This is a genomic window from Parvibaculum sp. (assembly GCF_030694575.1).
Lineage (GTDB): Bacteria > Pseudomonadota > Alphaproteobacteria > Parvibaculales > Parvibaculaceae > Parvibaculum.
Genome location: NZ_JAUYUS010000002.1, coordinates 1 through 18,927 on the forward strand (window position 1 = coordinate 1; position 18,927 = coordinate 18,927).

The following is an 18,927-nucleotide window of genomic DNA, read 5'->3' on the forward strand; positions in this document are numbered from 1 at the left end:
CGATCTCATCCGCAACGACTTCCTGCGCCAGGCATTGGCCTGCGAACATCTGGGCTCGCCGTTCACGGCACGTGTCTGCCGCGTGCTGGCGGAAGGGCTCGATGCCGGGACGCGGTTCGGACAGCGCATTCTGAATTGGGAGGGGAAGCCCGAGAGCGATGCGCTGCCGCTGCGCGCGGCGGGCGCGCTGAATGCGCTCGCGCGCTCGGGCCGGGCGCCGGAACTTGCGGCGGTCTATCCGCCGCATGAAGCGGACGAGAGGGCGCTGGCGCGCGCGATCGAAAAGGCGGTGGCGGCGCATGACGATTTTCTCGCGGGCTTCCTCGACAGCGCGCCGCAGACGAACGAGGTCGCGCGCTCCAGCGCGATCCTTGGGCTCGCGCTTCACGTCGCGAAGCGGACGGGGCTGCCATTGTCGGTTCATGAGATCGGATCGAGCGCGGGATTGAATCTCGGCTTCGACGCCTATGCCTATGAGCTGGAAACGGCGTGCTGGGGAGACCCCGATGCGGCGGTGACGATTGCCGCGCGCTGGGAGGGCAAGTTGCCGCCGCTCGACGCGAAGCTGACCGTCGCGGCGCGCAAGGGCTGCGACCTCAACCCGCTCGACGCGGGAAACGTGGCCGACCGGGAAAGGCTCCTCGCCTATATCTGGCCGGACCAGACGGCCCGCCTCGCGCGGATCGAGGCGGCGCTTGGTTTCGCGGCGCGCAAGGGCGTGAAGGTCGAGAAGGCGGATGCCGCCGAATGGGTGGAATGGCATTTCGGCGCGGCGGGAAAGACCGGCGAGGCGCGCGTGCTGATGCATACGATCGTCTGGCAATATCTGCCGAAGGAAGTGCAGGCGCGGATCGAGGCGGCGATGGCGCGCGCGGGCGCGGCCGCGACGAAGGATGCGCCGGTGGCCTGGATTTCGGTCGAGGCGGACCGGAAGGACGCGGCCTCGGCTTGCATGCGCCTGCGGCTCTGGCCGGAGGGCGAGGACGTGGAACTCGGCCGCGCGGATTTTCACGGAAGGTGGGCGAAGTGGGGATGAAGGGGATGCAGGATCGTCCGTAGGCGTTCAATTCACCCTCATATGTCATCCCGGCGGAAGCCGGGATCCATCTGGCTTTCGGCATCCAGCGGCGGATGTATGTGACGCGCCGCCCATGGGCCCCGGCTTCCGCCGGGGTGACATATGAGAGTTTGGGAGGTTCGGGAAGCATTTCTTCCCACCCTCCCCCAAGGGGAGGGTGGGAAGTGGCAGGAATGGAGACCTTGCGTTCGGTATGCAAAGCTCCGATCTTCTCTGGACGGATAAACCGGCTGGGGAGGCGGAAGATGAATGTGCGGGCCTTGGTGTTCGGGCTTGTCGCCCTGTCGCTGGCAGCTTGCGGCAAGCCGCCCGAGATTGCGGCGCCGGAGGGCGTCGAGATCACGCCGCTGAAATCCTATTCGCGGATCGAGAGCTGGTTTTTGTTGAAGGTGGCGGGAGTCGAGGGGGTTTCCGCTCCTTATGCGGTCGACACCTATCGCGTGATCTATCCGACGAGGGCGCAGGATGGCGAGGTGGTGCGGGCGAGCGGGCTCATGGCGCTGCCGCGCGGGGTGGCGCCGGAGCGGATCGTGAGCTTTCAGCACGGCACGACGACGAGCCGCGACGAGGTGCCGTCGAAGCCGGACCTGACGGGCGTCGCGGCGTCGATCCTCTTTGCGGGCAATGGCTACACGCTCATCGCGCCGGATTATCTCGGGCTTGGCGAGAGCGAGGGCGTTCATGGCTATTATGTCGCTGCCGACCATGCGCGCGCGGTGACGGGTCTTCTCGCGGCCGTGCGGCAATTGCCCGATGCGCCCGCCGCGCCGGTTTTCCTCAGCGGCTTTTCGCAAGGCGGGCATGTCTCGCTCGCGGCGATGCGGCAGCTGGAGGCGGAAGGCGAGACGGTGCTGGGCGCGGCGCCGGTCGCGACCGCTCTCGATGTGCGGAACATTTCGCTCGGGGCGGCGCTTGAAGGCGGCTCGAAATCGCATGCGCTTTATCTCGCCTATATGGCCTGGGGCTATGCGCATCATTACGGCCGCCCGCTCGACAGCGTGCTGACGGCGGACTACGCGGCGAAGGTCGAGACGCTTTACGGCACGCCGCACACGCCGCAGGAAATCGTCGAGGGCCTGCCCGCCGATCCGCGCGCGATGTTCACGCCGGAATTTCTCGCGGCTTTCGATGAGGGTGGCGAGCACTGGATGCTGGAGGCGATTGCGGCGAACGGCGTCGGCGACTGGACGCCGAAAGCGCCGGTGCGGCTCTATTACGGCGAGGCGGACAAGGACGTCGTGCCGGAAGAGGCAATTGCCGGCGCCGAACGCTTCCGCGCGCGCGGCGCGGACGCGGAGGCGGTGAATGTCGGCGAGGTGGAACACGATCCGTCGCTGATCCTCGCGGCGCCGCTTATTCTGGAATGGCTGGCGGAGCTGGAGGCGCGGTGAGGAGGAGGTGAGGGTGGAAGAGGGGGCGGCCCTTTTGGGTCTCAAATTCAAAAGTTGTCATTGCGAGCGCAAGCGAAGCAATCCAGGAGCGGCGAGCACGGGAGTTCGCCGCTCCTGGATTGCTTCGTCGCTTCGCTCCTCGCAATGACGGGAGAGGGGTGGAGAGCTAGACCTTCAGCCGGTACCCCGTCTTGAAGATCCACCAGATTGCCGCCGAGCAGAGGGCGAGGAAGGCGAGGATGGCGGCGATGCTGAGTTCGATGCCGACATCGGACGAGCCGTAGAAGCTCCAGCGGAAGCCCGAGACGAGATAGACGACCGGGTTGAAGAGCGTGACCGTCTGCCAGAAGGGCGGCAGCATGGTGATCGAATAGAAGCTGCCGCCGAGGAATGTGAGCGGCATGACGATCAGCATCGGCACGACCTGCAGGCGCTCGAAGCTGTCGGCCCAGATGCCGAGGACGAAGCCGAACATGCTGAAGGAAATCGCCGTGAGGACGAGGAAGGCAGCCATCCAGAACGGGTGCTGGATCTCGTAATCGACGAAGAAGCGCGCCGTGACGAGGATGAGGATGCCGAGCATCATCGATTTCGTGGCCGCCGCGCCGACATAGCCGATCACCGTTTCGAGGCCGGAGATGGGCGCGGAGAGGATTTCGTAGATGGTGCCGGAATATTTCGGCATGTAGATGCCGAAGGAGGCGTTCATCACGCTTTCGGTGAGGAGCGAAAGCATGATGAGGCCGGGGATGATGAAGGCGCCGTAGCTGACGCCGTCGACTTCCTGGATGCGCGAGCCGATGGCCGCGCCGAAGACGACGAAATAAAGCGAGGTCGAGATGACGGGCGAGACGATGCTTTGCAGCAGCGTGCGGAATGTGCGCGCCATTTCGAAGACATAGATCGCGCGGATGGCGTGGAGGTTCAGTGTCATGGCCGCGACCTCACAAGGCTGACGAAGATTTCCTCGAGCGAACTTTCATTCGTGCGGAGGTCCTTGAAGTCGATGCCGATTTCGCCGAGCCGCTTCAGGAATTCGGGAATGCCGGTATGTTCGGCCTGCGCGTCGAACGTGTAGACGAGGGTCTGGCCCTCGTCGGCGAGTTCGAGCGGATAGGGGCTGAGCGCGTCGGGCACGGTGGAAAGCGCGTTCTGCAACTGCACCGACAACTGCTTCTTGCCGAGCTTGCGCATGAGCGTGTGCTTTTCCTCGACCAGCACGATCTCGCCCTTGCTGATGACGCCGATGCGGTCGGCCATCTCCTCGGCTTCCTCGATGTAATGCGTGGTGAGGATGATGGTGACGCCGCTGGCGCGGAGCGCGCGCACCATTTCCCACATGTCGCGGCGCAGTTCCACGTCGACGCCGGCGGTCGGCTCGTCGAGGAAGAGGATTTTCGGCTCGTGGGAAAGCGCCTTGGCGATCATCACGCGGCGCTTCATGCCGCCCGACAGTTCCATGACGCGCGCGTCGCGCTTGTCCCAGAGGGAAAGGTCGCGCAGCACTTTTTCGACATGGGCGCGGTTCGGCGCCTTGCCGAACAAGCCGCGGCTGAAGCTGACCGTGCTGATGACGCTCTCGAAGGCTTCGACGGTGAGTTCCTGCGGCACGAGGCCGATCAGCGACCGCGCGGCGCGGAAATCGCGGATGATGTCGTGGCCCGCGGCGCGGACGGTGCCCGACGTCGGATTGACGATGCCGCAGATGACGCTGATGAGCGTCGTCTTGCCGGCGCCGTTGGGGCCGAGCAGGGCAAAGATTTCGCCGGGCCGGATTTCCAGATCGACGTTTTTCAACGCCTGAAATCCGCCGGGATAAATTTTGGAAAGATTTTTGACTTCGATGGCAGGCTGCATGACGCGAAACTAAACTATCTGGTTAAGTTTTCAAGGGGGATGTGGGGACGGGGTTGGGGCTGGGATTGGGACTTGGGGCCGGGGCGGCGTTTCTGCAAGTGGGAAGAAAAAGGAAAGGGGCGGTCAACAAGGCGGGTTATCGGAGAAGGCCTTGCGGACGAGGAGGATGGCGTCGCCGTCGAGGAGTTTCGGGTTCCAGTCGCCGGTGCGGACCACCTGGCGCGCGAGCTGGTCGTAGCTGCGCGGACCGTCGACATTGAGACAGGCGTAAGGGTCGCCCTCGGCGGGGCCGTAGATGCTTTTCGATGCCTTGTCGTCGCGCAGGTAGCGCAGCGATTCGAAGTAGCCGGCGAGGTATTTGCGGCAGTAGAGCGCCGCGGCGGGCGTCGGTTTTTGCGGGTTGAGCGCGTTTTCGGCGAGGACCGCGCAGGCGGCGTGGAGATCGTGCCCCGTTTCGATCCGCATGCGGGCCTCCGCCGGCGGGACCCCGGGGATCAGGACGCAAAAAATTAACGCTATAAAGCGCCGTTTCGACCTTCGCATTGCAGAGCCTCCTCCCTCACCGTAACAATGGACCATCCGGAGGGGCTTCGGAAGCCCGGCGGGCAAATTGGGGCGGGCGATGAAATCGCGCATTCTCGTATACGGCGTCGACAGTTTCATGGGCGCGCTGACCTCGCGCTCGGCGATGCGCGCGGGGCTCTCGCATGTCGCGGCCGGACGCAATATCGCACCCGTCGCGCAGCACGCGGCGGCGCTCGCGCGCGAGGCCGCCCCGGACGGCGGCGCCCCGGTACCGCTGGCCGAGCCGCGCACCTTCTCGCTCGGCAACACGGGCCGCATCGCCTCGCAGCTCGACGATGTCGGCGTGCTCGTGAACTGCACGACGCTCAACGGCAAGGACCTGGCGACGCTCATCGACGCCTGCATGGCGACCGGCACGCATTATCTCGACCTCGGCGCCGGCCGCGACAACGTGGCGGCGCTCGTCGCGCAGGACGAGCGTGCGAAAGAGGCGAAGGTGATGCTGATGGCGGGCGCGGGCTTCGACTTCGCGGCGGCGGACGCGGTCGCCGCGCGGCTCGCCTTCATATTGCCGGCGGCTCGCGCCGTGCGGCTCGCGGTGAAACGCAGCGTGCTGACGGCGGACGAGGCCAGGCGCCTCGTCGCGGCGCTGCGCGAACCGGGCGAGACCGTGAAGAACGGGCAGATCGTGCCGGCGAAGGCAGGCGAGAAAACCATCGAGATCGATTTCGACAAGGGGCCGGAGACGGCCTGGCTCGCGCCCTGGCGCGGCGAGGCGATGGCGGCGCGGCATCGCGGCGGCTATTCGACCATCGAGACTTACGAGGTGCTGCCCGAAGCGGCCGCCCGCGCGCTGGAGCCGGGCACCTGGGCGCACAGGTTTTTCAGGCGCGGCTGGGGGCTGAAACGGCTCGAACGGAAACTCGCGCGCGGGCGGCTCTCGCCGACCTCGGAGGAACTGAAGCGCGGCCGCGCCGCCATCTGGGGCGAGGCGCGCACGCCCGACGGCGTCATTCGCCGCGCACGGCTGGAGACGCCGTCGCCGCATCTCTATTCGGCGGATGCCGCGATCCTGCTGGCGCGGCGCGCGATGGCGGCGGAAGGCGGCGCGAAGACGGGGTTCCAGCTCCCCTCCGCGATCGGCGGGGCGGCGCTGGTGGAAGACATTCCGGGCTGCGTCTGGCGCGAGATCGTCGACAGCGAGACGAATGCCGGTGCCGAAGCGGAGATGCCGGTCGCGCTCAACATGCAGGCGGGAAGCGCCTAGAGCAGATCACGATGAAACGGAATCGCTTTGCGATCCCGTTTCATCGTGAAAATCTGCTCGTCGCTTAATAGTCTGGACCGTTTTCCGAACCGGCAGGTGTTTCCACCTGCCTGGAAAACGGTCTAGGCGTCCGTCCAGCGCTGCCAGAGTTTCTCCGCGCAGCTTCGCGCCGTCATCTGGCTCGTCACCATCCGCATCGACCGTTCCATGCTTTCGGGCACCTCGTCCGGGTCGTTGCCGACGAGTTCGGCGAGCGGGCCATAGGCCTCATGCGCCATGTCCGCCGCGAGCATCCGGCACGGGTCGAGCGTGCCGTAATAGACGGCCGGCACGGCAACGGCCGCGACCAGCGCCAGAAGGATCAGTCCGAAAACAAGGCGCATGTGGGGCTTTCCTGTCTGAGGCGGTGGGATCAGCGGACGCCGGTACCGCGATTGCTCGAGTCGGGCATGCCCATGCTGCCGCTCGTATCGCTGCGGATCTGGCAGGCGTTGTAGCCGGCCTTCCAGCCCGCATTGTAGGCGGGGTCGCTCTTGAAGGCTTCCTCGTTGCGGGTGATCGTCGAGGGATCGCCCGGCACGCGCGAGGTGGCGGTCCAGCAGCCGTCGGAATAGCCCGCCTTGTAGTTCGGCTCGTCGGCATATTCGCTGCGGCCGAGCCCGCAGCCCGCCAGCAGGGAACAGGCAAGCGCGAGGACGAGGGCGATGGCGGGTTTCATGGGCGGCGGTCCGTTTGTGCGAGGCGGGGGAAGGATAGGGCGCGGGGCCGCGGACCGCAAATGCCGTCATGCTTTACGCGCCGTTAACGGCCCGGATGCTCTGATGGCGATGGAATTCTCTCGGGAACGGCAATGGCGCTCGAAAGCTACAAGATGGCGACCGACACGGGCTCGCGCGACCGCGAGGCCGCGCTGCGCCGCCTTGCCGACCTCGCACTGCTGCCCTCGACGCTGATCTCGCCGCAGGAACGCAGCATTCTCGACTCCCTTCTGGCGCTCACCGTGACACGGCTCGACGAGACGGTCCGCCTGCGCCTCGCCGAACGGCTGGCGCCGCAGGCCGACGCGCCGCGCGAGCTGGCAATGGCGCTGGCGCTCGACACCGTGGAGGTCGCCCGGCCGCTGCTTTCGGAAGGGCTGCCGCTGAAGGGCGGCGACCTCATCCATGTCGCGCGCGAGGGCGGGCCGGAACACCGCGCCCTGCTCGCCAACCGCAAGGACCTGCCGAGCGCGGTCGCCGACGTGCTGATCGAAATGGGCGATACGGCGCTCGTCTCGCGCCTGCTCGCCAACAAGACGGCGCAGCTTTCCTTCCGCGCCATCGAATCGCTGGCGCGCCGCAGCGCCGCCGAACCGGAATTCCAGCCGCTGCTGCTGGCAAGGACCGAACTCACCGTGCGCCTCGCGCATCTCATGTTCTGGTGGGGGCCCTCGGCCCTGCGGCTCGAAATCCTCAGCCGCTTCACGGTCGAACGCCGCCATATTCACAACGCGATGGAAGAACTGCTGGACCACGGGGCATCGGGCGACACCGCGCTCGACATCGCGCTGTCGGTCGTGCGGCGGCCGTTGCAGATCGACAAGCAGCGCCTCGCGCGCATTCTCGCAGGCACCTCGCCCGAGCGCATGGACGAACTGACGGAAGGGCTCGGCGCGGCGGCGAATGTACGCCCCGAAACGATATACCGCATACTGAACGATCATGGCGGCGAGCCGCTCTCGGTCTTCGCCAAGGCGACCGGCATGAACCGCAAGGAATTCGGCGAGTTGATCGTCGCCGCCGTCGATGTCCGCCGCGGCGGGCTGCCGACCAAGGCCGACCTCGAACGGATCGGCGAACTGTTCGACACGATCTCGACCGACCGTGCCGACATGGCGCTTCATTGCTGGGATACGGCTATCGCAAGCGAGGCGCAGCTTCCATCCGGCTACGGGAGCTGAGACCTATTCGGCCGCGCTCGGCGCATGCCACAAGGGCTCGACGGGTTCGGCCGGCGTTTCGATCCGCGCCGCCGCGAAGACGGGCCTGAAACTTTCCCCCGAAACGATCTCTTCAAGCTCGCGCCGTGCCTGCCGCGCGGTGCCGATGATGTCGCCTTCCGCCCGGTCCACGAGATCGAGCACGGCACGCACGCCCTCCAGCACTTCGTCGAGCCAGCGGTCGAGGCTGCTGTCCTGCGCCTTGAGGGCGACGGCGTCGGCGGCGAGCGTGGTGACCGCGCGGCGGACTGCGGCGGTGTTGAAATCGACCGGCCCGGTGACGAGCGCGACGAGCTTCCTGATCTGCGCCCGAACGCCGTCGATCAGCGCGGCGCGCTCGCGGGCGCGGCGGCCCTGCTCGTCGGCGGGCGGCGCGAGATCGTCGAGCGAGACATGCAGCACTTCGGCGATGCCGGCCATGGTGCGGAAGGTGCCGTCCTTCTTGCCGGTTTCGATTTCGGAGAGATAGGGCGCGCTCATGCCGGCGGCGCGGGCAAGCTCGATCGCCTTGAGCCCGCGATATTCGCGCCAGACGCGGACAGGGTTCTCGCCGTCGGCAATGCGGTGCGCCACGATGGCGGGGACGGGGGCCGGGCCTTCGGAGCCGAGCGCGAGCGTGGCGCCCGCCGCGCGCAAATCCTCGATGTCGTCGGCGGCGCGGCGAAGCCTGTCGTAATCGGCGGCGGGCACGAGAACGAAAAGCGCCTCGCCGTCGGCGCCGAGAATTTTCTGATGGTCCTGCTTCACGGCCGTCACGATGCCCGCCTCCCGCGTATGCTGCGTGCCGCCGCCATGTCGCCCGTAAGCGCGAGCACGGTCGTTGCCGCCGCCTCATGCCGCAGGACGACGCGAAGCCCCGGTCCTGCATCGACGCTGAACATGTCCGGCGCGATCTCGCGGCCGGAGGGCCCTTGCGCGGCGGCTTCGCCCACACGGGCGCGGGCCGCGGCATCGAGGCACAGGAAGACGTCATAGGCGGCGCGGGAATATTCGATTGGGCGGTTGGCTGTGTCGGCGCGCATCTGTCAAAACCCGAAATTCACGAATGGAAAATCCGAGGCCGGATTTTCGCGCGCCTGGCGTTCGCCGCCTGCTAGCATTGGACCCGGGCGAGGCGTCGCGCAGCGCGAATCATTAGGTGAATCCGAGCATAGGGAGAGAACAATGTCCAACAGGCGCGGAGAGATGAGCATAGAGCGGCTGAAGGAACTGGTGCGGGAGCGCTCGAAGCGAGGTGAATTGCCGCTCGACGAGCGCCGGAAGGTCATGGATGGCAATGCCGTCATGTTTCCCGTGCCGGCCGGCGTCGCCGTCGAGCGAGCCGATCTCGGCGGGCTTGGCGCGGAATGGGCGATCCCCAAGGGTGCCGAAGACGCACCCGTGGTGCTCTACTTTCACGGCGGCGGCTATCTCGTCGGCTCTTCCGTCTCGCACCGGCATCTGACGTCGCGGCTGGCGCTGGCGTCGAAATCCCGTGTGCTGAGCGTCGATTATGCGCTTGCACCGGAGCATCCCTTTCCCGCCGCCGTGAACGACGGCCTGAAAGCCTATCGCTGGCTTCTCGACAAGGGCCACGCACCGGAGCGGATCGCGATGGGTGGCGATTCGGCCGGCGGCGGCCTCACCGTCGCGACGCTGCTTGCCGCAAGGGATGCGGGGCTGCCGATGCCGGCGGGCGCGGTTCTCATCAGTCCCTGGACCGACCTCACCTGCGCGACGGAAAGTTATGTGTCCTGCGCCGATCTCGATCCGATGATCGATGCCGCCGGGATCAGGGATACCGCCGCCACTTATCTGAACGGCGCCGATGCGCGCCATCCGCTCGCCTCGCCCAATTTCGCCGAACTCGCGGGGTTGCCGCCGATGCTGATCCATGTCGGCACCGACGAAGTACTTCTCGACGATGCGCGCGACCTGGAAAAGCACGCAAGGGCGGCGCGCGTCGAGGCCGAACTTGAAGTCTGGGACGGCATGATCCACGTATGGCATGCGTTCTACCAGATGCTGCCCGAAGGCGAGCGGGCGCTCGAGCGTCTCGGCGACTATATTTCCGCCCGCTGGAAGGTGTCGGGAAAGATGGACGCGATCTAGGACGAGAAGCAGGGAGCCGCACTTCAGGTAAATAGAGAAATACGCATGATGACCGTCACTATTCTAATGACTCCGGCCATGCCATTGCAGAGTGCTTCTTAGACTTTTTATAAAATCATCTGCAAAGAGAGAACGGATATTTACTGGTCTCTCAGGTAGAGTGTGACAACTGAATACTTGCTTGTTAAATACGGGGGAGGTTATAGAGTCCTCCGTAATATTTTGTTCAATTGACGGTCCGGACAGGTGCGCAACAAATGCGATGCGCGCAGGCCCGAAATTTCAAGAGGTCCTTGTGGCGGAAAAGGCGGAATTGATCGATATGACGGCCGAAATCGTTTCGGCCTACATAGGCAATAACACCATCGCTCCCGATGAAATCGCCGGTCTTATCAACAAAGTGTTCGTCGCGCTGGCGGGGGTGAACGGGAATGAAGCGCCGCCGCTCGAAAGGCCGGAGCCGGCGGTGCCGATCCGCAAGTCGATAACGCCGGATCATCTGGTCTGCCTGGAAGACGGCAAGAAATTCAAGTCGCTGAAGCGGCATCTGCGCACGCATTACAATCTGACCCCGGAGCAATACCGGGAAAAGTGGGGGCTGCCGCGCGACTATCCGATGGTCGCGCCCAACTACGCGCAGGCCCGCTCGCGCCTGGCGAAGAAGATGGGTCTCGGCCAGAACGGACGCCGCCGCCGCCGCACCGCAAAATAACGGTTCGGCCGTTCGCCGCCCGTTCTCCTTGCAATGCGACGCACACAAGCCCAAAATTTTCAGCGACGATTCGTTGATCTGAAGGCGGTTTCCGCCGCCACGCGCGGTGGCGGCGCGCCCCTTGCGAGGATAATCCGCTGACCAGCGCCGACCAAGCCATCAGAGCGCAGCTCATCGTGCCGGAGCAGCGCGAACTCTTCGACTACTGGCGCTCGAAATCGGTGGATGGCGGCTATCCGACGCGCGCCGATATTCAGCCTGCGGAGTTGCGGCGCATGTTGCCGTCGCTCAGTCTTCTGGATGTGGTGGAAGGCGAACCGGAGCGGCTGCGTGTGCGCCTCGCGGGAACGCGGCTGCGCGATTATCTCGGCGTCGAAATCACGAACAGGTATCTCGACGAATTCGATCTCGGCGACCAGACGGATTACTGGGACGCCGCTTACCGCGAAGTCATCCGCGTCGGCCGGCCCACGCAGGGCGTGATCTCGCTGGCGCCGTGGAAGCAGCCCGGCGTCTTCCAGTTCTGGCTGCGCCTGCCGCTGGCGGACGGCGAGGGCCGCATCGCGATGGTGCTCGGCCACGACGCCTTCCTGCATTCGGAGAAGGCCCACGCGCTCGCCGGAAAAGCCAATCTCCGTATCGCCTAGCACGTCGCTTGATGAAGCGCCCGGCAGGGGCCAGACTGTCCTTCAAGAATATGAGGGAGGATTTCGTCATGACGACCGGTTCATCTTGTTCGCGCGCGGCGCTGATGCTGGCATTGGCGCTGGTGGCGGGCGGACCTGCTTCCGCCGCGGCCATCGCGACGCTGGAAGGCGGGACGGCGACGATCGCGGAAGGAGAGACGGCGTCGTTTCCCATCGGCGGCGCGAGCAATGGCCCGGCCGACCTCAGGGCGCGCTGCGAAATCTCCGATGTGAGCGGGACGGCGAGCTTGACCTTCGACGGCGAGCACTACGTGCCGCTGTCGGACCCGGCCGTCGGCGATGTGATTACGCTCTCGCGCGGCGACACGCGCGTCTATGAGCTTGTCGGCGTGGCGGACGGCAGCGACGCCTATGTCGCCTTTCATTTCACAGGCGCACCCGCCGCGATGTGCTTTCCCGGCATGAACTGCGACGGCGCGGAGGGAGCGGCCGGTTCCGTGACCGTCAGTTGCGAGAACGCAGCGCGCTGACACCCGGAAAATGACGTACCAGCGTGACGACGGGCGCGATCCAGCCGGGCCCCGCGATGTCGCGCGGCAGGGCGCCCGGCTCCGGCGGGACGAGTACGCAATGCGACGGCGATAGCGCGATGAGGCGCCCGAAGCCGTAGCCGCCCGCCGCATCCGCCGCGAAACAATCATAGCCAAGTGCCGCTGACGCCTTTTCCACCGGCAGCCGGTCCGCGATCAGGATGTCGCCGGGGCTGTAGTCCCCGATCCGTTCCACCACCTTGAAGGCCAGCGGCTCGCGCGCGGCGGAGGCGAGCGACACCGGCAATGCCGGCGGTTCGCCCAGCGGCGCGACGCCGCCGCGCCCGACTTCCCCCAGACAGGCGACGCGGCCCGGCCCCGGTGCATCCAGCAGGTCGGGCACGCCGACCTCCAGCACGCCCGCGATCCGTTCCAGCCAGTCCATCGAGATCGTCATGTCGGCGGTTTCGAGCCGCGAAACCGTGGCCGCGGTGGTGCCGAGCCGTGCCGCCAGCTCGCCCTGCGTCAGCCCACGCTGCTTCCTGAAGTGGCGAATTCGCGTGCGCATCATCCGCTGCTCCTCCGTTCCGGATGAAAATATTACACGAGTTTATCCCCGATATGTACGAAATATGCAATTCATGGTTTAGACAAAGAAGTTCTCTTTTTGTTCTCAGGTGGGAGCGGCAAAATGGATCGGCAGGATTTCGCGGAAACGGGCTGGGTGGCGGTTCAGGGCGGCCAGGAACGGGCAGCCCAGGTGGCGCTGATGCAGGAGACGGTGGCGCGGGCATGGAACGTGCCCGTGGACGAGATGCGGTCTCCGACCCGGCGCAGGGCCCCGGTGGCGCAGGCGCGGCAGGTCGCGATGTACCTGACCCATGTGCTTTACGGCTTCAGCCTCTCGGCGGTCGGACGGTATTTCGGCCGCGACCGGACGACGGCGGCCCATGCCTGCCGCCTGATCGAGGACCGGCGCGACGACGAGAATTTCGACATGCTGCTCGACCGCCTTGAACACGCGCTCCGCCGCGCCGGCACGGGACAGGTGCGGCAATGAACGCCAAGCGGACGGGACGGGCCTTCGAACGGGAACTGCGGCGCGTCTTCCGCTGCCTTGCGGAGCCGGGCGCCTATGCGCGGGCGACGGCGGACGGCCGGATCGGCCTTTACGGGCCGAGGGGCGCGAAGCCGGCGGCGACGGTCGAGCCCGCCTTCTGGGCGCTGTGCGAGGCGCGCGACCTGGTGATGGCGGAGGCAAGGAAGGGCGTGCCCGTCTGGCGCCTGAGCGAGGTGGGCCAGGCCTGTTACCGCCGGCTGACGGCGGAGGCGGAACCCTTCGGCGCGCAACACAGGCTCATGGGGCAGCGCGTTTTCCGCGAGGCCGGGGGCGGCGAGGCGCGGCTGGCGGTCAACGAGGCGGAATCGCCGCTCGGCTGGCTCCGCCGCCGCAAGGGCGCGGACGGAAAGCCGCTGATCGACGAGGCACAATACGAGGCGGGCGAGCGGCTGCGGGCCGATTTCACGATCGCGCAGCTCACGCCGCGCGTGACGGCCGACTGGTCGGCGGTGACGGTGAGCGGCAGGCGCGCGCGCGACCCCGCCGAGATCGCCGATCACGCGCTGGCGGCGCGCCAGCGCGTCGGCCGCGCGCTCGATGCGGTGGGCCCGAAGCTCTCGGACATATTGCTCGCCGTCTGCTGCCATCTCGACGGGCTGGAAACGACGGAGCGCAGCTTCGGCTGGCCGAAGCGCTCGGCGAAGCTGGTGCTGCAGATCGCGCTCGACCGGCTGGCCGCGCATTACGGCATGGGCGGGAGGAAGACGAAGGATCAGGCGGTGGCGGCGACGGCCCTGGCGTCCGACTGAATGCGGGCGACCATCGAATAGAGGCCGTTGGAACGCTGCGGCGTCAGATGCTCGTCGAGGCCGAGCTTCTGGAAGACGGCGCGGGCATCGACGGCGAGAATGTCGGCGGGCGCCTTGTCGGAATAAAGCCGCATCAGGATCGCCACCAGGCCGCGCACGATATGGGCATCGCTGTCGCCGCGGAAATGGAGGAGGGGGCGCCCGTTCGCGTCCCGGCGGAGCTCGTTCACCAGCCAGACCTGGCTGACGCAGCCCGGCACCTTGTTCTCCGCCGAATGCTCGGCCTCGCTCAAGGGCTCGAGATCCTTGCCCAGCTCGATCACGTAGCGGTACCGCTCCTCCCACTCATCGAGGAAGGCGAAATCGTCTATGAGGTCCTGAATGCTCATGCTCAGGACATAGCGACATGGGGCCGAAAGGACAAGCGCCCCACTGCGGGTGAGGCAGTGGGGCGTGGGTGCCCGCCGGTGCGCCTAGGCGCGCGCCGGCGATGTCGACAGATGCGCTGAAGGGTGAGGTCAGGCGCCTGTCATGGAGAAGGAAGGGGCGTCGGGCCGGATCGCGGCCTGATGGCCCGCGGCTTCGCCGCTGTCCTGTTGCTGTTCGCGGGCCTTGTCGGTGAGCCAGACGAGGGCCTGTCCGCCGTAATGGACAGTCTGGCGAAGGACATGGCCGATCACCGCGTGGCTCTTTTCGCAGATGTCCGGATTTCGGCCGCAGAAGCCCATGACGTCCTGGGCGGAGCGGGCGGCAAGCGTCAGCGCCTCGGTGGCGCCGATGTCGCTTTCGGCGGACGGCCGGCCTTCGACATAGGCGGCGTTGGCGAAGCCCGCCATGCCGGCGGCCTGCGGCGCGCTGTCGTAGCCCGCTGCCGGCAGCAGAAAGGCCATAACGGTGAGCCAGAACGCGGCTCTCAGAATGAACGACATGGGACTTTCCCTTTCCCCGACGATAGATGCAATCGACTGGGGGGCAGCCTATGTAACGGCTGCTGCTGGCAAGTTAATCCGATAATTAAAATGCAGAATCAATTAGGTTTTTTCTTGTCGAAAGCTTGAGATGGTTTCCTTGAATATTACATAATTACTGTATTTAGATTTGAAGTGTAATAAAAACAAAGTCGAATACATATAAAATTAGAGGCGCATTTGTCTCAAATGCACGGGGTATTCGATTCAAATTTTCAGGACGCGAGACATACGCAAACGCCGCGCGGGCGATGAACCCCGCGCGGCGTTTCGCCGGATGGCGATGCGAGCCTAGTTCGTGGAGGCGCTGACCGAAGGCAAGGCGTCGGCGAAGCAGCCACGCACTTCCTCGACCGCATGCTTGCCGGTACACCAGGCTTCCTCGGACGGGAAGCGGGCGGCGGCGATGCACTGGTCGAGATTGAGCCGCGCCCAGTTGAGGCAGCGGCCGGTCGGGTTGCGCGGCTGGCTTGCCTGCACCGTCTCCATCGAGCCGTCGATCACCTGATGGGCGGCGAGGGTGAGGATGCGGTTCATGACGCTGGGCGCATAGGCCTGCGCGGTGCCGATGGGCGACATGGCGGCGAGAACGGCGCGCGCCCGGTCGATCACGCTTTCCGAGGAGGCGGCTTTGGTTTCGGCGGCGGTACCCGGCAGGGGCGTTGTCATGCCCCATTTCTGCTTCTGGAACTGGTAGGCCGTGTCGATGAAACGGGCCGACAGCGCGGCCATGCGCTCGCTCTGGTTGCGGATCGCCACGGCGACCGAAGCGGAAGCGGAGCTCACGCCGGAAATCTGGAGGACGTAATCGTCATCGGCCTTGAGAACGGCGAGGAAGGGTCCCTTGCCGAGCTTGCGGGCCTCGTCGCGCACGCCTTTCGCGAAAACCGGGTCCTGCGCCGCGATCATGGCGTGGGAGGCGTACCAGCCATCGGCAAGCGCATCGGGCGCCTTGAAGCGGAGCGTGGCAAGCGCGCGGCGGACGTCGGACGGCGTCTTGAGACGGTTTTCGTCGACGGCGGCCAGCGCCGAACCGTAATCGAGATAGACGCCGGCAAGCTGGCGCGCGGTGGGCGCGGAGCCGATCGCGGAGATGCCGGCCGACGGATCGATCGACGCGACCTGCACGGGATTGGCCGCGCGCGGCGACGGCAGCGGGATCGGAATATTGGCGGAGGCGACGGCGATGCCGCCGGTCGCAAGCGCATCGTTGGCGGCGGCGACGGCAGCCGCGGCCGCCGCAGCTTCCGCGGGCGGCGCCTTGGGCGCTTCGCTGGTGGATGTACCGCCTTCGACGACGGTGCAGCCCGCCACCGACAGGGCGATGGAGAGCGAAAGGGCGAGTTTCCGACAGGAACCCCCGAAGATTGCAGCCACGCTGTTACCCCTCGTCATGGCATCCCCCGAGCCCGCTACATTTCAGGCGCTTACGGCATGACCGTTTTGCAGCGCCCGGCGACTTATCTTAATGAAGTGTTGCGGAGTCTAATGCCAGCGCGGCGTTACCGCAAACAAGAAACGCGTTAAGTATGAATATGATAGCCAAGTGACGGACGGCGCCGCGGATTACGGACAATACGGGACCAGGATGGAAAGCACGCCGAGACTGAAAGCCGAGATCTGGGTGAAGGGACTGATCCGGCGCTGCGAGGTCGAGGGCGTGACGGCCATGGTCGTCCGGCGAGGCGATGCCACGTCCGGCACGGTGCTCGTCAAGGTCAACACGCTGAACGGCGAGGCGCAGGTCTACAGCCCCACCCGGGACGGCGAGGGCGCTCTCATATGGATGTCGGCGGGCGGCGCGAAGCCGGAACCGGAAGCCGACGCCTATATAGAGAAGCAGCGGAAATTCGACCCGGACCTCTGGGTGGTGGAAATCGAGGACCGGGCGGGCCGCCACTTCCTTCAGGAGCCGGTGACCTGAGAGTTCACGGCCGCATGAACATCCGGCGCCACCTGAGGGCGCATGAACCTCCAGCGCCACCTAAGGGCGCATGAACATGAAGTCTTCGTCCGGGTCGAGATGATCCGCCGCCTCGACGAGTTCGGCCCGGATATCTTCCGGCGTCCGGCAGCCGCGCCAGATGCGGAGCGCCTGCTCGAACATGATCCGCGCCATGGCGTCGGTGGAGAGCTTCTTGTCGGCCCCTTCGGCGAGGGCGGCCTCGATATGCGGCATGACGATATCGCGTGCGGTGGTCATGGGATCGGCCTTCGATGGTGAATGACGAGATTATCGACCATCGCACGGCCTTCCGCACCGGCGGATTTGCCAGTTTGTCGCGGCGTGGCGCCAATTGTCGCGGGTGGCGCAATTCCCGTCTTTCGGTTAGGGTCCGCCGCAAATCCACAGGAGTTCCAAGTGAGTACGACCGAGACCGCCGCCCGCGCCGGCTCGGAGGTGGAGACGGAGGTCCGCAACCGGCGGACTTTCGCGATCATCTCCCATCCCGACGCCGGCAAGACGACGCTGACCGAAAACCTGCTGCTGAAAGGCGGTGCGATCCGCCTTGCCGGCCAGGTGAAGGCGCGCGGCGACAAGAGGCGTGCGCGCTCGGACTGGATGAAGATCGAACAGGACCGCGGCATCTCGGTGACGTCCGCCGTGATGACCTTCGAATACAAGGGCATCACCTGCAACCTGCTCGACACGCCGGGCCATGAGGACTTCAGCGAGGACACCTACCGGACGCTGACGGCGGCCGACAGCGCCATCATGGTGATCGACGCCGCGAAGGGCATCGAGGCACAGACGCTGAAGCTGTTCGAGGTCTGCCGCCTGCGCGACGTGCCGATCATCACCTTCATCAACAAGATCGACCGCGAAGGCGTGAGCCCGTTCGAGCTGATGGACGAGATCGCCACGAAGCTCGCGCTCGATACCGCGCCGATGATCTGGCCGGCGGGCATGGGCGGATTGCTGCGTGGCATTTTCGATGCCGAGAACGACCGCTTCATTCCCTATGAGAAACCCGGCACCGAAAAAGGCGGCCCCGACAGCGAACCCGAAAGCCTGAGCGGCGACCGCATTGCCGAGTATCTTGGCGCCGACGAACTCGCCACCTTCCGGGAGGAGATGGAACTCGCGCGGGAAGGCAGCCCGACTTTCGACATCGAACATTATCGCGCCGGACACATGACGCCGGTCTATTTCGGCAGCGCGCTCAGAAAGCTCGGCGTGCGCGAACTCCTCGATGCCATCGTGCGCTATGCGCCGCCGCCGCGCGCGCAACCCGCCGCCACGCGCGTCGTGGAACCGACGGAACCGAAAGTGTCGGGCTTCGTCTTCAAGGTGCAGGCGAACATGGACGCGAACCACCGCGACCGCGTGGCCTTCATGCGTATCTGCTCGGGCAAGTTCAAGCGCGGCATGCGGCTGAAACTGTCCGGCAGCGGCAAGACGATCGGCGTCCACAATCCGATCCTCTTTTTCGCGCAGGACCGCGAACTGCTGGACGAAGCTTACGCGGGCGACATCATCGGCATTCCGAACCACGGCACGATCCGCGTCGGCGATACGCTGACGGAAACGGAAGACCTGGTCTTCACCGGTATCCCGAACTTCGCGCCGGAAATCCTGCGCCGCGTTCGCCTCGACGACCCGATGAAGGCGAAGCACATGCGCCGCGCGCTGGAAAGTCTTGCCGAAGAGGGCGTGACGCAGGTCTTCAAACCGGAGATCGGCGCGAACTGGGTGGTGGGTGTGGTCGGCCAGTTGCAGCTCGAGGTGCTCGCATCCCGTATCGCCGCCGAATACGACATCAAGGTGCATTTCGAGCCCGCACCTTATGAAACCGCGCGCTGGGTGATGGCCGACGACGCAGCCGAGCTGAAACGCTTCATGGAAGCGCATCGCGGCAACATGGCGACGGACCGCGACGGCGCACCGGTATTCATGGCGAAGAGCAATTGGGAACTCGGCTACACGCTGGAGAAGTGGCCCAGGATAAAGTTCTCCGCGACCCGCGAACGCGCGCCCGCATCCGCATGACCGCCATGACCGAAGAGAACGGC

General features: G+C 65.8%; 24 protein-coding genes. 12 read left to right on the top strand and 12 right to left on the bottom strand.

Annotated features, from left to right (window positions below):
* The coding region (locus Q8S60_RS00055) for a DUF2332 domain-containing protein (protein WP_305668256.1) at positions 1-1,036 on the top strand (1,036 nt) is incomplete at its 5' end.
* A gap of 287 nt (positions 1,037-1,323) precedes the next feature.
* Positions 1,324-2,469: an alpha/beta fold hydrolase gene (locus tag Q8S60_RS00060; RefSeq protein ID WP_305277065.1), complete on the top strand. Its 1,146-nt coding sequence runs from the start codon at positions 1,324-1,326 to the stop codon at positions 2,467-2,469.
* Positions 2,470-2,635: 166 nt separating this feature from the next.
* Here Q8S60_RS00060 and Q8S60_RS00065 read toward each other — a convergent pair whose 3' ends face one another.
* The 3 genes from Q8S60_RS00065 to Q8S60_RS00075 form a co-directional block, all read right to left on the bottom strand.
* The gene (locus tag Q8S60_RS00065; RefSeq protein WP_305278263.1) at positions 2,636-3,397 is read right to left on the bottom strand and encodes an ABC transporter permease; all 762 of its coding nucleotides are present in this window, start codon (positions 3,395-3,397) and stop codon (positions 2,636-2,638) included.
* Positions 3,398-3,399: 2 nt separating this feature from the next.
* The gene (locus Q8S60_RS00070; RefSeq protein ID WP_305277067.1) at positions 3,400-4,326 is read right to left on the bottom strand and encodes an ABC transporter ATP-binding protein; all 927 of its coding nucleotides are present in this window, start codon (positions 4,324-4,326) and stop codon (positions 3,400-3,402) included.
* Between the two features lie 123 nt (positions 4,327-4,449).
* On the bottom strand, positions 4,450-4,791 hold the full coding sequence (locus Q8S60_RS00075) for a Rap1a/Tai family immunity protein (RefSeq protein ID WP_305277069.1): 342 nt from the start codon (positions 4,789-4,791) through the stop codon (positions 4,450-4,452).
* A gap of 157 nt (positions 4,792-4,948) precedes the next feature.
* Here Q8S60_RS00075 and Q8S60_RS00080 point away from each other — a divergent pair, with 157 nt between their 5' ends.
* Positions 4,949-6,118: a hypothetical protein gene (locus Q8S60_RS00080; RefSeq protein WP_305277071.1), complete on the top strand. Its 1,170-nt coding sequence runs from the start codon at positions 4,949-4,951 to the stop codon at positions 6,116-6,118.
* Between the two features lie 122 nt (positions 6,119-6,240).
* Here the strand turns inward: Q8S60_RS00080 and Q8S60_RS00085 are convergent, their stop codons facing one another.
* Both Q8S60_RS00085 and Q8S60_RS00090 read right to left on the bottom strand, forming a co-directional pair.
* Positions 6,241-6,501 (bottom strand): hypothetical protein, encoded by a 261-nt coding sequence (locus Q8S60_RS00085; protein ID WP_305277073.1) that lies wholly within the window; start codon positions 6,499-6,501, stop codon positions 6,241-6,243.
* Positions 6,502-6,530: 29 nt separating this feature from the next.
* Entirely contained in the window at positions 6,531-6,836 is a 306-nt protein-coding gene (locus tag Q8S60_RS00090; RefSeq protein WP_305668257.1) for a hypothetical protein, read from the bottom strand.
* A 132-nt stretch (positions 6,837-6,968) separates the two neighbouring features.
* On the opposite strand from Q8S60_RS00090, the gene Q8S60_RS00095 reads away from it, so the two are divergent.
* The gene (locus Q8S60_RS00095; protein WP_305277077.1) at positions 6,969-8,057 is read left to right on the top strand and encodes a DUF2336 domain-containing protein; all 1,089 of its coding nucleotides are present in this window, start codon (positions 6,969-6,971) and stop codon (positions 8,055-8,057) included.
* Between the two features lie 3 nt (positions 8,058-8,060).
* On the opposite strand, the gene Q8S60_RS18940 is transcribed toward Q8S60_RS00095, so the two are convergent.
* Both Q8S60_RS18940 and Q8S60_RS00105 read right to left on the bottom strand, forming a co-directional pair.
* Positions 8,061-8,852, bottom strand: a complete 792-nt coding sequence (locus Q8S60_RS18940) for a helix-turn-helix domain-containing protein (RefSeq protein WP_370867284.1) — start codon at positions 8,850-8,852, stop codon at positions 8,061-8,063.
* Complete coding sequence (locus Q8S60_RS00105; RefSeq protein WP_305277079.1) at positions 8,849-9,118, bottom strand: hypothetical protein; 270 nt, start codon at positions 9,116-9,118, stop codon at positions 8,849-8,851. The genes Q8S60_RS18940 and Q8S60_RS00105 overlap by 4 nt, the downstream gene beginning before the upstream one ends.
* 142 nt (positions 9,119-9,260) lie before the next feature.
* Between Q8S60_RS00105 and Q8S60_RS00110 the strand changes: the two genes are divergently transcribed.
* From Q8S60_RS00110 to Q8S60_RS00125, 4 genes are all read left to right on the top strand, one after another.
* On the top strand, positions 9,261-10,187 hold the full coding sequence (locus Q8S60_RS00110) for an alpha/beta hydrolase (protein WP_305277081.1): 927 nt from the start codon (positions 9,261-9,263) through the stop codon (positions 10,185-10,187).
* Positions 10,188-10,449: 262 nt separating this feature from the next.
* Positions 10,450-10,899, top strand: coding sequence for a MucR family transcriptional regulator (locus tag Q8S60_RS00115; RefSeq protein ID WP_305277084.1), 450 nt, complete (start codon positions 10,450-10,452; stop codon positions 10,897-10,899).
* A 176-nt stretch (positions 10,900-11,075) separates the two neighbouring features.
* Positions 11,076-11,546 (top strand): PAS domain-containing protein, encoded by a 471-nt coding sequence (locus Q8S60_RS00120; protein ID WP_305277085.1) that lies wholly within the window; start codon positions 11,076-11,078, stop codon positions 11,544-11,546.
* Positions 11,547-11,614: 68 nt separating this feature from the next.
* A complete protein-coding gene (locus Q8S60_RS00125; protein WP_305277087.1) occupies positions 11,615-12,076 on the top strand; it encodes a hypothetical protein in 462 nt (153 codons plus the stop codon).
* Here Q8S60_RS00125 and Q8S60_RS00130 read toward each other — a convergent pair.
* Complete coding sequence (locus Q8S60_RS00130) at positions 12,051-12,647, bottom strand: helix-turn-helix domain-containing protein (RefSeq protein ID WP_305277089.1); 597 nt, start codon at positions 12,645-12,647, stop codon at positions 12,051-12,053. The two genes, Q8S60_RS00125 and Q8S60_RS00130, sit on opposite strands and share 26 nt — an antisense overlap.
* Before the next feature lie 120 nt (positions 12,648-12,767).
* Between Q8S60_RS00130 and Q8S60_RS00135 the strand changes: the two genes are divergently transcribed.
* Both Q8S60_RS00135 and Q8S60_RS00140 read left to right on the top strand, forming a co-directional pair.
* Positions 12,768-13,136, top strand: a complete 369-nt coding sequence (locus Q8S60_RS00135) for a helix-turn-helix domain-containing protein (RefSeq protein WP_305277091.1) — start codon at positions 12,768-12,770, stop codon at positions 13,134-13,136.
* Positions 13,133-13,945, top strand: a complete 813-nt coding sequence (locus tag Q8S60_RS00140) for a DUF6456 domain-containing protein (protein WP_305277093.1) — start codon at positions 13,133-13,135, stop codon at positions 13,943-13,945. The genes Q8S60_RS00135 and Q8S60_RS00140 overlap by 4 nt, the downstream gene beginning before the upstream one ends.
* Here Q8S60_RS00140 and Q8S60_RS00145 read toward each other — a convergent pair.
* The 3 genes from Q8S60_RS00145 to Q8S60_RS00155 form a co-directional block, all read right to left on the bottom strand.
* Entirely contained in the window at positions 13,909-14,334 is a 426-nt protein-coding gene (locus Q8S60_RS00145; protein ID WP_305277095.1) for a SufE family protein, read from the bottom strand. The genes Q8S60_RS00140 and Q8S60_RS00145 overlap by 37 nt on opposite strands.
* 129 nt (positions 14,335-14,463) lie before the next feature.
* Positions 14,464-14,874, bottom strand: a complete 411-nt coding sequence (locus tag Q8S60_RS00150) for a DUF5330 domain-containing protein (protein ID WP_305277096.1) — start codon at positions 14,872-14,874, stop codon at positions 14,464-14,466.
* A gap of 330 nt (positions 14,875-15,204) precedes the next feature.
* Positions 15,205-16,308 (bottom strand): hypothetical protein, encoded by a 1,104-nt coding sequence (locus Q8S60_RS00155; RefSeq protein ID WP_305277097.1) that lies wholly within the window; start codon positions 16,306-16,308, stop codon positions 15,205-15,207.
* Between the two features lie 151 nt (positions 16,309-16,459).
* Between Q8S60_RS00155 and Q8S60_RS00160 the strand changes: the two genes are divergently transcribed.
* The gene (locus Q8S60_RS00160; RefSeq protein WP_305277099.1) at positions 16,460-16,837 is read left to right on the top strand and encodes a DUF1491 family protein; all 378 of its coding nucleotides are present in this window, start codon (positions 16,460-16,462) and stop codon (positions 16,835-16,837) included.
* A 60-nt stretch (positions 16,838-16,897) separates the two neighbouring features.
* On the opposite strand, the gene Q8S60_RS00165 is transcribed toward Q8S60_RS00160, so the two are convergent.
* The gene (locus Q8S60_RS00165) at positions 16,898-17,116 is read right to left on the bottom strand and encodes a hypothetical protein (RefSeq protein ID WP_305277101.1); all 219 of its coding nucleotides are present in this window, start codon (positions 17,114-17,116) and stop codon (positions 16,898-16,900) included.
* A 159-nt stretch (positions 17,117-17,275) separates the two neighbouring features.
* Here Q8S60_RS00165 and Q8S60_RS00170 point away from each other — a divergent pair, with 159 nt between their 5' ends.
* Complete coding sequence (locus Q8S60_RS00170; RefSeq protein ID WP_305277102.1) at positions 17,276-18,904, top strand: peptide chain release factor 3; 1,629 nt, start codon at positions 17,276-17,278, stop codon at positions 18,902-18,904.
* Positions 18,905-18,927 lie beyond the last annotated feature (23 nt).

Excerpts from the sequence above, each read along its gene's own strand:
- Q8S60_RS00090 (WP_305668257.1), bottom strand. The coding sequence starts at position 6,836 with ATGAAACCCGCCATCGCCCTCGTCCTCGCGCTTGCCTGTTCCCTGCTG.
- Q8S60_RS00135 (WP_305277091.1), top strand. The coding sequence starts at position 12,768 with ATGGATCGGCAGGATTTCGCGGAAACGGGCTGGGTGGCGGTTCAGGGC.
- Q8S60_RS00070 (WP_305277067.1), bottom strand. The coding sequence starts at position 4,326 with ATGCAGCCTGCCATCGAAGTCAAAAATCTTTCCAAAATTTATCCCGGC.
- Q8S60_RS00115 (WP_305277084.1), top strand. The coding sequence starts at position 10,450 with ATGCGCGCAGGCCCGAAATTTCAAGAGGTCCTTGTGGCGGAAAAGGCG.
- Q8S60_RS00145 (WP_305277095.1), bottom strand. The coding sequence starts at position 14,334 with ATGAGCATTCAGGACCTCATAGACGATTTCGCCTTCCTCGATGAGTGG.
- Q8S60_RS00140 (WP_305277093.1), top strand. The coding sequence starts at position 13,133 with ATGAACGCCAAGCGGACGGGACGGGCCTTCGAACGGGAACTGCGGCGC.
- Q8S60_RS00105 (WP_305277079.1), bottom strand. The coding sequence starts at position 9,118 with ATGCGCGCCGACACAGCCAACCGCCCAATCGAATATTCCCGCGCCGCC.
- Q8S60_RS00110 (WP_305277081.1), top strand. The coding sequence starts at position 9,261 with ATGTCCAACAGGCGCGGAGAGATGAGCATAGAGCGGCTGAAGGAACTG.
- Q8S60_RS00150 (WP_305277096.1), bottom strand. The coding sequence starts at position 14,874 with ATGTCGTTCATTCTGAGAGCCGCGTTCTGGCTCACCGTTATGGCCTTT.
- Q8S60_RS00130 (WP_305277089.1), bottom strand. The coding sequence starts at position 12,647 with ATGATGCGCACGCGAATTCGCCACTTCAGGAAGCAGCGTGGGCTGACG.
- Q8S60_RS00085 (WP_305277073.1), bottom strand. The coding sequence starts at position 6,501 with ATGCGCCTTGTTTTCGGACTGATCCTTCTGGCGCTGGTCGCGGCCGTT.
- Q8S60_RS00125 (WP_305277087.1), top strand. The coding sequence starts at position 11,615 with ATGACGACCGGTTCATCTTGTTCGCGCGCGGCGCTGATGCTGGCATTG.
- Q8S60_RS00060 (WP_305277065.1), top strand. The coding sequence starts at position 1,324 with ATGAATGTGCGGGCCTTGGTGTTCGGGCTTGTCGCCCTGTCGCTGGCA.
- Q8S60_RS00095 (WP_305277077.1), top strand. The coding sequence starts at position 6,969 with ATGGCGCTCGAAAGCTACAAGATGGCGACCGACACGGGCTCGCGCGAC.
- Q8S60_RS00080 (WP_305277071.1), top strand. The coding sequence starts at position 4,949 with ATGAAATCGCGCATTCTCGTATACGGCGTCGACAGTTTCATGGGCGCG.
- Q8S60_RS00155 (WP_305277097.1), bottom strand. The coding sequence starts at position 16,308 with ATGACGAGGGGTAACAGCGTGGCTGCAATCTTCGGGGGTTCCTGTCGG.
- Q8S60_RS00165 (WP_305277101.1), bottom strand. The coding sequence starts at position 17,116 with ATGACCACCGCACGCGATATCGTCATGCCGCATATCGAGGCCGCCCTC.
- Q8S60_RS00075 (WP_305277069.1), bottom strand. The coding sequence starts at position 4,791 with ATGCGGATCGAAACGGGGCACGATCTCCACGCCGCCTGCGCGGTCCTC.